Origin of the sequence: Streptomyces rubellomurinus, from assembly GCF_000961885.1 — a bacterium.
Classification (GTDB): domain Bacteria; phylum Actinomycetota; class Actinomycetes; order Streptomycetales; family Streptomycetaceae; genus Kitasatospora; species Kitasatospora rubellomurina.
This window is the reverse complement of sequence record NZ_JZKH01000069.1, coordinates 28,502-44,117: the sequence shown is the minus strand read 5'-3', so window position 1 is coordinate 44,117 and position 15,616 is coordinate 28,502. Positions and strand designations below refer to the sequence as shown.

Annotated in this window: 13 protein-coding genes; 3 read left to right on the top strand and 10 right to left on the bottom strand. The window is 74.1% G+C overall.

Going from position 1 to position 15,616, the window contains the following annotated elements:
- Window positions 1-147 precede the first annotated feature (147 nt).
- From VM95_RS27490 to VM95_RS27480, 3 genes are all read left to right on the top strand, one after another.
- Window positions 148-1,638, top strand: coding sequence for an NCS2 family permease (locus tag VM95_RS27490; protein WP_045701536.1), 1,491 nt, complete (start codon window positions 148-150; stop codon window positions 1,636-1,638).
- 129 nt (window positions 1,639-1,767) lie between these two features.
- A complete protein-coding gene (locus VM95_RS27485) occupies window positions 1,768-2,952 on the top strand; it encodes an XdhC family protein (protein ID WP_045701533.1) in 1,185 nt (394 codons plus the stop codon).
- A gap of 87 nt (window positions 2,953-3,039) precedes the next feature.
- Entirely contained in the window at window positions 3,040-3,333 is a 294-nt protein-coding gene (locus tag VM95_RS27480; protein WP_045701531.1) for a hypothetical protein, read from the top strand.
- Window positions 3,334-3,447: 114 nt separating this feature from the next.
- Here VM95_RS27480 and VM95_RS27475 read toward each other — a convergent pair whose 3' ends face one another.
- The 10 genes from VM95_RS27475 to allB all read right to left on the bottom strand — a co-directional run bounded on the left by VM95_RS27475 (window position 3,448) and on the right by allB (window position 15,469).
- A complete protein-coding gene (locus tag VM95_RS27475) occupies window positions 3,448-4,164 on the bottom strand; it encodes a hypothetical protein (protein WP_052707616.1) in 717 nt (238 codons plus the stop codon).
- 173 nt (window positions 4,165-4,337) lie between these two features.
- On the bottom strand, window positions 4,338-6,071 hold the full coding sequence (locus VM95_RS27470; protein WP_045701526.1) for an SDR family oxidoreductase: 1,734 nt from the start codon (window positions 6,069-6,071) through the stop codon (window positions 4,338-4,340).
- A complete protein-coding gene (locus VM95_RS27465) occupies window positions 6,068-6,946 on the bottom strand; it encodes a M24 family metallopeptidase (RefSeq protein WP_208615539.1) in 879 nt (292 codons plus the stop codon). Before VM95_RS27465 ends, VM95_RS27470 begins: the two co-directional genes overlap by 4 nt.
- 123 nt (window positions 6,947-7,069) lie before the next feature.
- Entirely contained in the window at window positions 7,070-8,158 is a 1,089-nt protein-coding gene (locus VM95_RS27460) for a PDR/VanB family oxidoreductase (RefSeq protein WP_045701522.1), read from the bottom strand.
- Window positions 8,159-8,291: 133 nt separating this feature from the next.
- Complete coding sequence (locus tag VM95_RS27455; RefSeq protein WP_045701520.1) at window positions 8,292-9,209, bottom strand: metal-dependent hydrolase; 918 nt, start codon at window positions 9,207-9,209, stop codon at window positions 8,292-8,294.
- A 228-nt stretch (window positions 9,210-9,437) separates the two neighbouring features.
- Window positions 9,438-10,217: an IclR family transcriptional regulator gene (locus tag VM95_RS27450; RefSeq protein WP_045701518.1), complete on the bottom strand. Its 780-nt coding sequence runs from the start codon at window positions 10,215-10,217 to the stop codon at window positions 9,438-9,440.
- A 169-nt stretch (window positions 10,218-10,386) separates the two neighbouring features.
- Window positions 10,387-11,058: an NERD domain-containing protein gene (locus tag VM95_RS45300; RefSeq protein WP_279616851.1), complete on the bottom strand. Its 672-nt coding sequence runs from the start codon at window positions 11,056-11,058 to the stop codon at window positions 10,387-10,389.
- Between the two features lie 140 nt (window positions 11,059-11,198).
- Window positions 11,199-12,659 (bottom strand): catalase, encoded by a 1,461-nt coding sequence (locus VM95_RS27440; protein WP_045701517.1) that lies wholly within the window; start codon window positions 12,657-12,659, stop codon window positions 11,199-11,201.
- Window positions 12,660-12,787: 128 nt separating this feature from the next.
- Entirely contained in the window at window positions 12,788-14,017 is a 1,230-nt protein-coding gene (gene alc / locus VM95_RS27435; RefSeq protein ID WP_078860617.1) for an allantoicase, read from the bottom strand.
- 69 nt (window positions 14,018-14,086) lie between these two features.
- Window positions 14,087-15,469 (bottom strand): allantoinase AllB, encoded by a 1,383-nt coding sequence (gene allB, locus VM95_RS27430; protein WP_045701515.1) that lies wholly within the window; start codon window positions 15,467-15,469, stop codon window positions 14,087-14,089.
- Window positions 15,470-15,616: the final 147 nt, after the last annotated feature.

The window sequence follows — 15,616 nt, the reverse complement described above, 5'->3', positions numbered from 1 at the left end:
GCCCACGCCGGGGCGCCGCGACGGTGCACCACCCCCACACCGCACCACCCCCCCACCGCACCGTGAGTCGAAACGTCCCCCTGCCCCCGTGATCGGTCGTCAGGTCGGCTCGCCCACCCCAACCCCCTTTGACACTTGGGAGTGGACATGACCAGGATCCCCACGGAGCCCGGCACCACCGAAGCAGACAGAGCCACCGGGGGCGAGACCCACCCCTCGCCCCCCGCCGCGCCCCCTCGCGCGACGAACGCGCTGGACGCGTACTTCAAGATCTCCGCCCGGGGGTCGACCCTCGCGGGAGAACTGCGCGGCGGCCTCACCACCTTCATGGCGATGGCGTACATCGTCCTGCTCAACCCGCTGATCCTCGGCGGCGCCGACGTCACCGGCGCCAAGCTCGACCACGCCGCGCTCACCACGGCCACCGCCCTCGCGGCCGCCGTCACCACGATCCTGATGGGCCTGGTCGGCAACGTGCCGCTCGCCCTGGCCGCCGGCCTCTCCGTCTCCGGCGCCGTCTCCGCGCTCGTCGTACCGCACACCACCTGGCCGCAGGCCATGGGCCTGTGCGTGATCTACGGCCTGCTGATCGTGTTGCTGGTCGTCTCCGGACTGCGCGAGAAGATCATGAACGGCATCCCGCTGCCGCTCAAGCACGCGATCACCATCGGCATCGGCCTGTTCGTCACCGTCATCGGCCTCTACAAGGCCGGCTTCGTGCACACCGGCGGGCCCACCCCGCTCTCGCTCGGCCCGTCCGGCGAACTCACCGGCTGGCCGGTCGCCGTCTTCTGCGCCACCCTGCTCGCGATCTTCGTGCTGATGGCGCGCGGCGTGCGCGGCGCGATCCTGTTCGGCATCGCCGGCGGCACCGTGCTCGCCGTCGCCGTCAACAAGCTCGCCCACGTGCCCGCCGCCGCCTGGCGCAGCTCGGTGCCGGTGTGGCCCGGCAGCCCCGTCTCCGCGCCCGACTTCGGCCTGTTCGGCCACGTCGACCTGTTCGGCGCCTTCGGCGCCCGTGGCATGGGCGCGATCAGCGCCTCCGTCGCCGTGTTCACCCTGGTGCTGGCCGGCTTCTTCGACGCGATGGCCACCATCATCGGCGTCGGCACCGAGGCCGGGCTGGCGGACGAGCGCGGCCGGATGCCCGGCCTGTCCAAGGCGCTGTTCATCGACGGCGCCGGCGGCGCGGTCGGCGGCCTGGCCGGCGCCTCCGGGCAGACCGTCTTCGTCGAGTCCGCCACCGGCGTCGGCGACGGCGCCCGCACCGGCCTCGCCTCCGCCGTCACCGGCGGCCTGTTCGCCCTGATGCTGTTCTTCTCGCCGCTGGCCGGGATCGTCCCGGTCGAGGTCGCCTCGGCCGCGCTGGTGGTGATCGGCTCGATGATGATGAGCCAGGCCCGGCACATCGACTGGTCCGACCGCGAGGTCGCCATCCCCGCCTTCCTGACCTGCGTGCTGATGCCGTTCACCTACAGCATCACCGCGGGCGTCGCGGCCGGCGTCATCTCGTACACCGTGCTCAAGGCCGGGCGGGGGCGGTGGCGCGAGCCCGGGGCGCTGATGTGGGTGCTCACGGCGGTGTTCGTCGTGTACTTCGCGCTCACGCCGGTCAAGTCCTGGCTGGGCGTGCACTGACCCGACCCCTGCCGCGGCCGGCCGGGTCGGGGCCCCGGCCGGATTCACGCACCACCGCCGCCGTACGGGATCGTTTCCCGTACGGCGGCACCCCCGCTACTGTCGAGAATGGGTAAGGAGCACTCCGCCATGCAGGACATCGCCGAGCAGTTGCAGGCCTGGCACGCCTCGGGGCGCTCCTTCGCCGTGGCCACCGTCGTCGGCGTCTCCGGCAGCGCCCCGCGCGACCCCGGGGCGGCGCTGGCCGTGGACGCGGCCGGCGAGGCGGTCGGCAGCGTCTCCGGCGGCTGCGTCGAGGGCGCCGTGTACGAGCTGTGCCTGGCGGCGATCGAGAGCGGCGAACCGGTACTGGAGCGCTTCGGCTACAGCGACGAGGACGCCTTCGCGGTCGGGCTGACCTGCGGCGGGGTCCTCGACGTGTTCGTCCAGCCGGTCGTGCCCGGCTCCGACGCCGGGCTGGACGCCGGCCTCGCCCGGATCGCCGCCGGCACGCCGGTCGCCCTCGCCCGGGTCGTCGAGGGGCCGGCCGCGCTCGTCGGCGCCTGCGTCGCCGTCACCGCCGGGGAGGCGTTCGGGGCGCTGTCGACGGGGCCCTCCACGGTCGGCGCGCTGGAGCGCGCCGTGGTCGCCGAGGCCCGGGCGATGCTGGACGCCGGGCGCACCGGCAGGGTCGTGCTCGGCCTGGACGGGCGGCCCTGCGACGAGCAGGGGCGGGGCACCGTCACCGTCTTCGTCGAGTCCTCCGTGCCCGCGCCGCGGATGATCGTCTTCGGCGCGATCGACTTCGCCGCCGCCGTGGTGCGGATCGGCCGCTTCCTCGGCTACCGCGTCACCGTCTGCGACGCCCGGCCCGTCTTCGCCACCGCCCGTCGCTTCCCGGACGCCGACGAGGTCGTCGTCGACTGGCCGCACCGCTACCTCGACTCGCAGCTCGGCCGGATCGACGGGCGCACCGTGCTGTGCGTGCTCACCCACGACGCCAAGTTCGACATCCCGCTGCTGGAGCGGGCGCTGCGGCTGCCGGTCGGCTACGTCGGCGCGATGGGCTCGCGCCGCACCCACCGGGAGCGGCAGGCCAAGCTGCGCGAGGCCGGGCTGAGCGACGCCGAACTGGCCCGGCTGCGCTCCCCGATCGGGCTCGACCTGGGCTCGCGCACCCCGGAGGAGACGGCGGTGTCGGTCGCCGCCGAGATCGTCGCCCACCGGCGCGGCGGCAGCTGCCTGCCGCTGAGCGCCGGGAACGGGCCGATCCACCACGACCTGGCGACGCCGGCGGAGGAACCGGCCGGGAGCCGTTCGCCGCACGCCGCGTGACGAGGGCGGGTGACGTTGCGTGGCCACCGCGTTGGCGGGAGGCTGGAGTTGCGGACTCGCCCCGAGCCCGGGGAAGGAGCGGGGACCATGCGCGCCCTGCTGGAGGTCGAACTCGACACCGCGACCTCGAACAAGCTCGTCAGCGACGGATCGATCACCGAGGGGGTCCAGCAGATGCTGGCCCAACTCAAGCCGGAGGCGGCCTACTTCCTCAACCGGCGAGGCCGCCGGTCCATGGTGATGGTGGTGAACGTCGCGGACGAGGCCTCGCTGCCGTCCATCGCCGAACCGTTCTGGCAGCAGCTGAACGCCACCGTCGACCTCCACATCTGCATGACCGCCGACGAGCTCTTCGAAGGGCTGCGGCGGCTGAAGGGCTGAACGCCGCGGCGAAGGGCTGAAGGTCGCGGCGAAGGCCCGGCAGCTGTGGCGAAGGCCTCCGGGCTCCGCTCGGGGCGGGGCCGGGAGGCCTTCGCGATCACGTCACCGGGTGGGTCAGGCGGTCTTGCAGGAGCGCTGCCAGTTCCAGCCGATGAAGGTGTGGCGCAGCTGGACGTCGAAGGTGCAGCTGTAGGTGAGGTCGGGGTTGAGGGTCACCGAGGTGGTGTGGGTGTTGCCGTACCACAGGCCGGTCGGGTCGAAGATGCCCTTGTAGGAGAAGTCCGCGCGGGCCTGGGAGTTGGTGACGGCACAGTCCGTGGTGCAGTCGTCGCTGTTGGTGGCGGAGGCGACCGACCAGCCGGCGTTCCACGGCTCGCGGTTGAAGCCCTGGGTCGCGGTGGTGGCGGCGGTGGTGATCCGGCCGTTCGCGACGTCCCAGTCGGAGGTGGTGTAGAGGCCGGTCATGCGGATGTTGCAGCAGTCGTACATCTCGCTGGCGCTGGTGACCTTGCGGTGGCCGGCGACGGTGGTGTCGCCCGCGGCCGCCAGGGCCTTGGCGGCCCGGGCCGTGCGGGCCTGCGCGGTCTGGGTGCCCTGGGCGGTCGGGACGTAGGAGACCGGGCCCTCCTGCGGCTTGCAGTCCGGTCCGATCGTCACCGTCTGCTGGACGGTCGTGCCCGCGGGCGGGACCGGCAGCGAGCCGGTGAGCGTCACGCCCTCGCAGCTCTGGGCGCTCGGCGCGTCGGCGGCCGGTGCCGCGACGGCTCCCGGGGCCATCGCCATGAGCAGACCGGCCGCACCGAGCGCTACCGAAACCAGACGCTTCTTCACAGTTCGTGTTCCCCTCACTGGTTACCTGCCGGTAAGCCTACGGGCGGACCGACACTGACCAGGGGGTTTTGGCAGGAAGCTGACACTCCGTTTGTGAGTTGCGTCAGTCACTATCAGGAGCCGTCACGCCGGGTGGCGCCGCCTCGGCCCATGCCGCGTCATGTCGGGCCGCCTCAGGTCACGTTGAGGCGGGCGGCGAGGCGCAGCAGTCCGGGGCTGAGCCGGGACAGGAACCGCGCGACCTTCGCCTCCGGGGTGACCGGGACGACCGCCCGGCCGGTGCGGACGGCGCGCACGATCGCGTCGGCGACCTTCTCCGGCGGGAAGCCACGGCGGGCGTAGAGCCGGGCCGCGCGGGCCTGCTTGGCGGCCTGCTCGGCGGCGGTGGTGGCGGAGAAGGTGGAGGTGCGGGTGATGTTGGTGTTGACGATGCCGGGGCAGATGGTGGAGACGCCGATGCCGTGGGCGGTGAACTCGGCGCGCAGGCAGTCGGAGAGCATGAAGACGGCGGCCTTGCTGGTGGCGTAGGCGGTGAGCGCCTTGGACGGCAGGTAGGCGGCCGCCGAGGAGACGTTGACCAGGTGGCCGCCCCGGCCGCGGTCGGCCATCAGCGTGCCGAAGGCGCGGCAACCGTGGATGACGCCCCACAGGTTGACGTCCAGGACGCGCTGCCACTCCTTCTCGGTGGTCTGCAGGAACGTCCCGGAGTGGCCGATGCCCGCGTTGTTGACCAGCACGTCGGGCACACCGTGCTCGGCGGCGACGGCCTGGGCGAAGGCGTCCATCGCGGCGCCGTCCGCGACGTCCACCCGGTAGGCGTGCGCCTTCGGGCCGACCAGCGAGGCGAGTTCGGCGGTGCGCTCGGCGGCCGCGAGGTCGAGGTCGCAGACCACCACCCGGGCGCCGTCCTCGGCGAGGGCGAGCGCGGTGGCCCGCCCGATGCCGCTGCCGCCGCCGGTCACCACGGCCAACCGGCCGTCGCCCTCGGCCGGTCGGCCGTTCCCGGCCCGTTCGGCGGCGGTGCGGGCGGTGAACTCGCGGACCAGTCCGGCCACGGTGGCTCCCTTCTCCAGCAGCGCCGACCAGTGGCCGGCGTGCAGCGTCCTTCGGGTCAGGTTCGGCACCCAGCGCTCCAGCCCCTCGGAGAGGTAGGTGCCCACGTAGCGGTCCCGGGTCAGGGTGACCAGCTGGACCGGCACCTCGGTCGGCCGCTCGCGCGGACGGCCCATGGTGGGGCGGAAGTTGGCCCGGTACAGCTCGATGCCGCGGACGGCGTCGCGGCGCAGGCTCGGCCCCGGGTGGCCGGCGCGCGGGGTGACGTGCTCCAGGTCGCGCAGCACCCGCGGCCAGGCCCGGGCCAGGCCGAGGCGCCACGCCGCCGGGGCGAGGTAGGGCAGGTGGAAGGCGGTGATGTACCAGGAGTGCAGGCCCTGGTGGAGCAGCTGCCCCAGGTGGCGCGGGGTGGGCCGGCGCAGGCGGTGGCGCAGCCAGTGGCCGGTGTGGTCCAGGCAGGGGCCGGACATGGTGGTGTAGGAGGCGATCCGCCGCTCGGCGCCGGGCGCGGTGACGGCCTCCCAGGACTGGATCGAGCCCCAGTCGTGGGCGACCAGGTGGACCGGCTCGTCCGGGCTGACGGCCTCGGCGACGGCGAACAGGTCCTCGGCCAGGTGCTCCAGCCGGTAGCCGTCCCGGCCGGCGGGCGCGCCGGACTCGCCGGCGCCGCGCACGTCGTAGCGGACCACGTGGTGGTCGCGGGCGAGGTCGGCGGCGACGTCGTCCCAGACGGCGTGGGTGTCCGGGTAGCCGTGCACCAGCAGGACGGTGGGGGCGGCCGGGTCGCCCTGCTCGAAGACGGCGAGCGACAGGCCGCCGGAGCGGACGGTCCGGCGGCGGGTCGGGGTGCTCATCGGGCGGCCTCCACGGCATCGGTCCGGGTGCTGGTCGCTTCCTGCCCGGCGGCCGTCCAGCGGCGGACGTGCGGCAGGTCGTCGTCGAGCCAGTGGGCGTCGTCCTCGGTGACCACCAGCAGCTCCTCGAACTTGATGCCCACGCCCCGGAAGCCGATGTGCGGCTCGACCGCCCACAGGCCCGGGGTGGGCGCGTGCCGGGACGAGCGGCCGTCCGCCCACAGCGGCGAACGGCCGTGCAGGCGCTCGGTGACGAGCTCGCGGCCGAGGGTCTGAAGGGTGCGCACGCCGAAGCCGAACACGTTCACCCCGGCCGGGCCGCGCACGGTGGTCCGGGTCACCTGGTGGCCGATCACCCGGCCCGGGTACACCCGGTGGCGGTTGTCGTAGCCGTGCGCGGCGATCTGCGCGTCCACGGCCGCGTACACCTCGTTCAGCGGCTTGCGGGCGCGCACCTCGGCCAGGATCAGCTCGCGGTACACCGCGAGGTCGGCGGCCAGGCGGTCCCAGACCCGGTTCTCGCCGACCTTGCCGCCGTAGCCGATGTCGGCCGTGTAGCCGTCCACGATCGGCGCGCAGTCCAGCACGTACGGCATGCCCTCCTCCAGGCGGCGGCTGCCGGCGAAGAACTGCAGCGGGGTGCGGAAGTGCCGGAACGCCGTACGGTCGCCGAACCAGGCGAACGGGACGTGGAAGAAGTCCTGCACCCCGGCGGCGACCAGGCGGCGGCGCAGCTCCGCCGTCGTCTGCCGCTCGGTGACGCCCGGTTCGATCCACGCCGCGACCTGCTCGGCGCAGTGGTAGGCGAGCTGCTGGACCTCCCGGAAGCGGGCGAGGTCGCGCTCGGTGTAGGGGAAGGCGGGCATCGCTGCCATCGGGGCTCCTAGTGGTTCGGGCCGGTGCGGGTTCGGGCCGGTGGCGGTCCTGGCCGGTGCGGGTGCCGGGGGCGGTCCTGGCCGGTGCCGGTTCGGGCCGGTGCCGGTTCGGGCCGGTGCGGGTCAGAGGTCGAGGACCAGGGTCTCGCCCTCGGCGGCCCGCGAGACGCAGGGCAGCAGGGCGCCGGCGGCGCGCTGCTCGGCGGTCAGGCGCCGGTCCCGGTGCTCGGGCTCGCCCGCGAGGACGCGGAGCTCGCAGGTGCCGCAGAAGCCCTGGTGGCAGGAGTACGGGAGGTCCGGGCGGGCCTCGCGCAGCACGTCCAGGGCGGACCGGTCGGCGGGGACGTCCAGCGTCGGGCCGGCCGCCCCGAGCCGGACCGCGAACGGGCGGCCTCCGGTGACCGGCGCGGCGCCGAAACGCTCGAAGTGCAGCGACGCGGCCGGGGAACCGTCCAGCGCCCGCTGCACCGCGGCCAGCATCGGGGCGGGGCCGCAGCAGTAGACGGCGGCGCCGCGCGGGGCGTGGGCGAGCAGCTCGGCACCGGTCGGGACGCCGCCGTGCTCGTCGTCGGTGCGCAGCACCACCCGGCGCGGGTCCAGGGCGCGCAGCTCGTCCCCGTACGGGAGGGTGTCCGCGCTGCGGCCGACGTGCACCAGGCGCCAGTCCAGGCCGTGCCGCTGCGCCTCGCGGGCCATCGGGAGCAGCGGGGTGATGCCGATGCCGCCGGCGAGCAGCAGGACGACGGGCTCGGCACAGAAGGCGAAGCCGTTGCGCGGGCGGCGGGCGGTGAGGCGGGCGCCGGGGTGCAGGGTGTCGTGGACCTCGACGGACCCGCCGCCGCCCTCGGGCAGGCGGCGCACCGCGACGCGGTAGGCGGCGGGGTCGGCCGGGTCGCCGCAGAGGGAGTAGTGGCGCTCGCGGCCGGAGGGCAGCACCAGGCGCAGGTGGGCGCCGGGCTGCCAGCGCGGCAGCGGGCCGCCGGAGGGGTCGGCGAGGGTCAACTCGACGACATCGGAGGCGAGTTCACGGCGGGCGGTGATCACCAGCCGGAGCGGCGGGGTGGGGCGGCTGAACGGGCGGCGCGGGTTGCGGCGCAGCAGCGGGCCGCCGAGGGCCGGGCTGTAACGGTCGCCGAAGGCGGTGAGCCGGCGCATGAACGTATCGGCGCGGGGGCGGCCGTAGAGGTCGGGGGGCGGGTTGAGCAGGTCCATCCGGGAGGGTCCTCGGTCTCGACGAACAGATGTCGGAGTTCAGATGTCAACTTTCAACTTTCAGATTTCAGCGAACAGATAACAGATAACAACTTTCAGATAACAGATGTTGTTCTCTGTTCGCTGAAACCCGTCAGCCGTGCGCCGCCGCCGCGCGGGCGGCCGGGGAGGTGGCGAGGTAGCCGAGGGCCTGACTGGAGGAGCCCTCCTGGGTGGGGTGGTAGCCGGGCCGCAGGTACCTCAGGCCGGAGCGGACGGAGCGCCCCGGGGAGGGCAGCAGCCCGCGCCGGGAGATCCGCAGGGCCTCGCCCCAGGTGGGCTTGAGCCGCCCGGCCAGGGTCGGGTCGGCCGCGAGCAGGTAGCGCGCCCCGCGCACCCAGAGGTGGACCAGCAGCGGCCCGGAGACCAGCATCCCGCGCAGTCGGCGCAGGTAGCCCGGGTCGAGGTGGACCAGCAGGTCGAAGGCGACGCTGCGGTGCTCGACCTCCTCGGCGCCGTGCCAGCGCAGCAGGTCGAGCATCGTCGGGTCGGCCTTCGCGCGGTCCAGGCCGGGCGAGTTGAGCGCCCAGTCGCCGAGGAAGGCGGTGAAGTGCTCGATTGCCGCGATGAACGCGACCCGCTCGATGACATTCTCCCGCCGCCGGCGCGCCGACAGCCCGGGCTTGTCGCCGAGGACGCGCCGGAACAGCCAGGAGACCTGCCGCACGTACGGGCGCGGGTCGAGCCCCTGGCCGAGCATGTGGTCCAGGACCTCCTGGTGCGCCTCGGCGTGGATCGCCTCCTGGCCGATGAACCCGAGGACCTCCTCGCGCAGTTGCTCGTCCCGGATGAGCGGCAGCGCCTCCTTGAACACCTTGACGAACCAGCGCTCCCCCTCGGGCAGCAGCAGGTGCAGCACGTTGATGACATGGGTGGCCACCGGCTCGTCGGGGATCCAGTGCAGCGGCAGCTGCGCCCAGTCGAAGCGGACGTCGCGCGGTTCGAGGACCAGGCTCTCGTGGACGCGTGCGGCGGGGGCGGCGAGGGCGGGGACGGGCGTGGATCGGGGCATGGCTAGGCCCTCCTGACCTGGGGCGGCGGCTCGGGTTGCGGCTCGGGTGGCGGCTCGGCTGAGGGAAACGTACTCGCGGGTAGCCCGGGGTTCAAGGGTTTCGACCACTCTTATCGACATCGAGTCTAATAACCCGAGCAGACCCGGGCGCCGCCGGGGAGGGATGGCCGGGCAGCACGCGGCCCCGCCGGACGCGTCACGTCCGGCGGGGCCGTCGAGGCGGGCGGCTCAGACCGCCATCGCGAGCAGCAGCGGCGCCGCCGAGGCCGCCAGCAGTTCGGCGGCGGCCCGCAGCTTGTGGATGTTGGCCACCGGCATCGAGGTCGCCAGGCAGCCGACCGTGCTGCCCGCCGTGATCGGCACGGCCGCGCACACCGTGCCCAGCGCGTACTCCTGGATGTCGAGCACCGGCACGGTGGCCGGCTGCCGCTCCAGCCGGTGCATCAGCTGGTCGACGTCGGTGACGGTGCGGGAGGTGAGCCGGGCGACCGGGTGCCGCGACAGGTGGTCGCGGCGGCCGTCCGCGTCGAGCTGGCTGAGCAGACACTTGCCGATCGCGCTGGCGTGCGCGGTGGCCCGGAAGTCCACCCACTCCTGGACGGCCGGCGCGTAGTCGGTGGCCGACACCGCCTCCACCGACAACTCCCCGTCGTGGTAACGGCTGAAGTACACGGCCGCACCCAACTCGTCGCGCAGCTCGGCGAGTTTGCGGTTGAGCCGGGCCTTGACCAGCTGCTCCCGGTTGTGCTGCCCGAGCACGGCGAAGGCGCCGCCGAGCACCCAACCGCCGTCCTGGCACTGGAGGTAGCCCTCGATCTCCAGGAGTTCCGCGAGCCGGCGCACGGTGGGCAGGCCGAGCGAGGTCTCGCGGGCGAGGGCGACGAGCGTGACGCCGTCAGGGTGGCGGTCCACCGCCTCCAGCAGTCTGAGGGCGTACCGCAGGGAGGTGAACGGGCCGCCGAGGCCCTGGTCCAGCGCGGCGTGGCGACCCGGGACCGGTGTCGACATGTCGTCCCCTTCCGATGTCCCCCACGGAGCGACCGCGGGCATCCTCCAGCCTATCGAGCCCGGGGCTCCGGCAACCGCTGTCCGTGAATTTCCGTGCACATTCCGTGCGGCGATCAGGTCGGCACGGTGAACGCCCAGTTCAGCGAACGCCCGTACGGCGGCCCCGGGCTCAGCCGAGCGGCGGGAAGAGGCCCTTGGCCAGCCGGACGAGGGCGGCCTGGTCCCGGTGGCCGGTCGGCGCCTGGAGCACCGCGCCCCACAGGTGCTGCGGCCCGACCACCCACACACCGGCGGACCTGAACACCCCGTTGTCGACCGGCACGCCCTCCACCACGGCCACGGCCTCCGCCACCGCCCCGAGTTCGTCCTCGACCATCCGGCTCTCCCGACGCAGCTTGTCGACGAGCTCCTGCCGGTCCTCGGCGCCGCAGGACAGGCGCCCGCCGGGCATGCCCACCGTCGCGCCGTCCGCGGCCGACCAGTGCTCCGCGTCGACGAGGACCACCTGCCCCTGCGGTCCGATCACCAGGAAGTCGAGGTTCTCCGAGCTGCCGGGGACGCCGAGGTCGCACAGCACGGCCCAGCCGCGCCGGTTCAGCCGGGCGAGCACGCCGGCCGTGGTCTCCTCGCCGCCCTGTTCCCCGATCCCGCCGGCCCACCCGGCCCCGTCGCCTCCCCCGGTCCTCGCGCCTCCCCCGGTTCCTTCGGCCTCTTCGACCCCTTCGACCCCGTCGACCCCGTCGACCCCTTCGGCCCGGGCCCCGGGGTCGGTGTCGGCACCGCCCAGGGCCGCACGGACGCGGGCGAGGAAGCCCGCTGTGGACCAGCTTGACCGATTCATCGACATCCCCCCTCGACTGATGCCGCATCAGACTACGTGGGCCGTGGGGCACCGGTGGCGGGATCCCGGGAACGCGCGACGCGGCCGGGCCCCTCCTCCCACTGCCCTGGGGAGGAGGGGCCCGGCCGGCGGGAAGACGGTCAGCCCTCGTCGCCCGCGCGGAGCTCGGCGACGGCGGCCTCCAGGCGGGCGCCGTACTCCTCGTCGGCGGCGTGGAAGTGCGCGAGGTTCTTCTCGACGACGTCGTCCCGGCTGACCTGCGCCAGGAAGCCCGCGATGTTGTCGATCAGTCGACTCCGCTCCCCCGGGGACATCAGCCGGTACAGCTCGCCGGCCTGGAAGAAGTCGTCGTCCTTGGTGTGCGCCGGCGTGGGGTAGCTGCCGGTGTGGCCGTCGACGCGCTGCGGCGCGGCGAGCGGGGTGTCGGTCTGGGCGGGGCCGTCGTACGAGTTGGGCTCGTAGTTCCGGTCGCGCCCGGCGCTGTTGGCGGCCATCAGGCCGTCCCGGCCGTAGTTGTGCGCCTCGGTGGCGTGCGGGGCGTTGACCGGCAGCTGGGTGTGGTTGACCCCGAGGCGGTAGCGCTGGGCGTCGGCGTAGGCGAACAGCCGGCCCTGGAGCATCTTGTCGGGGGACGGGCCGATGCCGGGCACGAAGTTGTTCGGCGAGAACGCGGCCTGCTCGACGTCGGCGAAGACGTTCTCCGGGTTGCGGTTGAGCACCAGCCGGCCGACCTTGACGAGCGGGTAGTCAGCGTGCGGCCACACCTTGGTGAGGTCGAAGGGGTTGAAGCGGTAGTCGGCGGCCTCGGCGACCGGCATCAGCTGGACGTACAGCGTCCAGGACGGGAAGACGCCACGCTCGATGGCCTGGTGCAGGTCGCGCTGGTGCGAGTCGGCGTCACCGCCGGCGACCTCGGCGGCCTGGCCGGCGTCCAGGCAGCGGATGCCCTGGTTGGTCTTGAAGTGGTACTTCACCCAGTAGGCCTCGCCCTCGGCGTTGACCCACTGGTAGGTGTGCGAGCCGTAGCCGTTCATGTGCCGGTAGGAGGCCGGGATGCCGCGGTCGCCGAACAGCCAGGTGATCTGGTGGGTGGAGGCGGGCGAGTGGGCCCAGAAGTCCCAGACGTTGTCCGCCTCCTGGACGCCGGTGTACGGGTCGCGCTTCTGCGAGTGGATGAAGTCCGGGAACTTGATCGGGTCCTTGATGAAGAACACCGGGGTGTTGTTGCCGACGAGGTCGTAGTTGCCCTCCTCGGTGTAGAACTTCACCGCGAAGCCGCGCGGGTCGCGCACCGCATCGGTCGAACCGAGGTTGCCAGCCACGGTGGAGAAGCGCAGGAACACCTCGGTGCGCTTGCCGACCTCGGCGAGGAAGCCCGCCCGGGTGTAGCGCGAGACCTCGTCGGTCACCTCGAAGTAGCCGTACGCGCCGGAGCCGCGGGCGTGCACGACGCGCTCCGGAATGCGCTCGCGGTTGAACCGGGCCAGCTTCTCCAGCAGGTGCTGGTCCTGGATCAGCAGCGGGCCGTACTCGCCGGCCGAGGCCGAGTTCTGGTTGTCGGCGACCGGGGCGCCGGACTCCGTGGTCAGGTTCTTGGGCATGGCGGGTCCTTCGGGGGTCGGTAAGGGCGGTGCGTGGAGCATGGATTGACGGTTCGTCACGTCAGGCGTGAGACACGGGTGGACGAACCGGCCGGGCGGCGGCCGCCCCGGGAGGCGGCCGGCCCGGCTCAGAGGCCGAGCAGGCGGGCGGCGGCCTCGGCGGCGGCCGGCGGGAGCGGGGCGAGGGCCCCGGCGGCCGCGGCCCGGTCGGCCAGCGGACGGGCGGCGGCCAGCGCGGCGGCTTCCCCGTCCGCCAGGCCGGCCGCGGTGAGCGCGGCCTCGGCCTCGGCGGCGGGCAGGGCGTTGAACCAGCGCAGCGCGAGCGCCGCGCGGCCGGCCTCGGTGAGGCGGCCGGTGAGCCGGAGGCGGGCGAGCCCGCCGTCCGGGTAGACGTTGATCCGTACGTGGGTCACCGGGCGGCCCGGGGCGAGCCGGAAGCGGTGCCGGGTGTCGGGCTGGAGGCGGGTGCGGGGCAGCAGTTCGAACCACGGCCCCTGGGCCGGGTCGGCTCCGGCGGAGGCGTCGAAGCCGACGAGGTCGGCCCAGCCGGGGGCGTTGGCGACGAAGTGGCTGGTGTCCACCTCGGCGGCCAGGACCTCACCGCCCCCGGCCAGGGCGATCTGCACCCAGTCGTTGGCCTTGTCGCGCCGACGCCGGGTCTCCCAGCCCTCGCCCATGACGGTGGCGCGGCCGGGAGCGTTCAGGTTGTGCGGGGAGGAGAAGTAGCGGTCGGAGGCGGCCTCGGCCACGCCGCCGTACTCCTGGGCGGCCAGGTCGAAGGTGAGGCCGTCGAGTTCGCGCGGGTCGGGCAGCACCTCGCCGTGCACCCGCAGCCGGGCGACGCCGCCGTCCGGGAAGATGTTGAGCCGCACGTGGGTGTAGCGGGTGCCGTCCGTGACGGCGAACTCGTGGGCGGTGTCGCCCCGGAGCGGGGTGCGCGGCACGATCACCGTCCAGGCGGCGGCCTCCAGTTCGCCGGGCGAGGGGTGGCCGGGTACGGAGGCGGCCTCGACGGAGGCGCTCTCCGGGTAGTTGCCGGTGAAGTGGGCGGTGTCGACGATCACTCCGCGGACCACTCCGGCGGCGCCGAGCCGGACGATCGCCCAGTCGTGGTCCTGGTCGGTGGGGTGCGGCTGCTCGGCGGAGGCGCCGCGGCGGCGCTTGGACTCCCAGCCGTCCATGATCTGGCCCTTGTGGCCGAAGGTGTGCGGGCGGAACTCGGCGGGCTTGGCGACCAGCAGGTTCTCGGCGTCCGCGAAGGTGTCCTCGTTGGTGGCGACGACGCCCGCGCCGAGCCGCCGCGAGGCCAGGTCGACCAGCTCGGTGAAGGGAGTGCTCGGGGTGTCGGCGGTGGTCACTGGACTCTCCTCGGTTGGCGTCGGTCGTGGGTGGTCGTTGGCTGTCACGGCGACGTGACGGGCCGTCGGCTAGCGCGAGCCGGAAGGGGCGCCGGCGGGCCGGGTGAGCAGCCGGCCGAAGGGTTCGGCGGCCGGGTCCACCGCGCGGCCGCGCAGCCAGGTGGTGCGGACGGCTCCGGTCAACTGCCGCCCCGCGTACGGGGTCACCGGGTTGCGGTGGTGCAACTCGGCGACGCGGACCGGGAATTCGCCGTCCGGGTCGAAGGCGACCAGGTCGGCGTCCCGGCCGACCGCGATGGCGCCCTTCACGGCGTCCAGGCCGGCCAGTTCGGCCGGGCCGGCGGACATCCAGCGGACGACGTCGGCGAGGGTGTGGCCGCGGCGGCGGGCCTCGGTCCAGACGGCCGGCAGGCCGAGCTGGAGGGAGGCGATGCCGCCCCAGGCGGTGGCGAAGTCACCGCTGCCGCCGTACTCGGGCACCTGCTTGAGGTCGGCGGTGGCGGGCGAGTGGTCGGAGACGACGGCGATGAACTCGCCCTCGGCCAGGGCCTGCCAGAGGGCGTCCCGGTTGGCCTCGTCGCGGATCGGCGGGCAGCACTTGAAGGCGGTGCCGCCGTCCGGCACCTGCTCGGCGGCGAGGGTCAGGTAGTGCGGGCAGGTCTCGGCGGTGACCCGGACGCCCTCCGCGCGGGCCCGGCGCAGCAGCGGCAGGACGGCGGCGGAGGAGACGTGCAGGATGTGGACCCGGGCGCCGGTGCGGTGGGCCGCCGCGAGCAGCCGGGCGACGGCGGCGGTCTCCGCGTCGGCGGGGCGGGAGGCGAGGAAGTCGCGGTAGTGGACGCCGGGCCGCTGCGGCGCGGCCGCGAGTACGGCCGGGTCCTCGGCGTGGATGATCGCCAGCGCCCCGATCCGGGCCTGTTCGGCCAGGGCGGCCTCCAGGTCGGCGTCGTCCGCCAGGTGCGGGAACTCGTCGACGCCGGAGGGGGCGAGGAAGCTCTTGAAGCCGAACACGCCCGCGCGGTGCAGGGGTTCGAGGTCGGGGGTGTTGCCGGGGACGGCGCCGCCCCAGAAGCCGAGGTCGACCCAGGCCTGGCCCTCGGCGGTCTTCCGCTTGACCGCCAGGCCGGCCGCGGTGGTGGTGGGCGGGATCGAGTTGAGCGGCATGTCGACGACCGTGGTGACGCCGCCGGCCGCGGCCGCCCGGGTGGCGCTGGCGAAGCCCTCCCACTCGGTGCGGCCGGGCTCGTTGACGTGCACGTGGGTGTCGACCAGGCCCGGCAGCAGGGCGGTGTCGCCGAGGTCGGCGAGCTCGCCGGGGTGCTCGACCGGGAGGGTGCCGTGGGCGGCGATCAGCGCGATCCGCCCGTCCCGGACCAGCACGTCCGCGGGGCGCTCGCCCTCGGGCAGGACCACCCGGCGGGACCGGACGACCACGGGACTGGTGACTGGCATGGGAGGCCTCCGGGACCTGGACGGGGGGGCGAAGCGGGTACGCCGAACGGGGCCGTGCGACAAGGCCGGTGGGGCTGTCGCGGGCCGGTCGGGGCGGGGCGGGAGCGAAGGATTGCGGGGAGCCTAGGCCCGCCTTCAACAAAACGT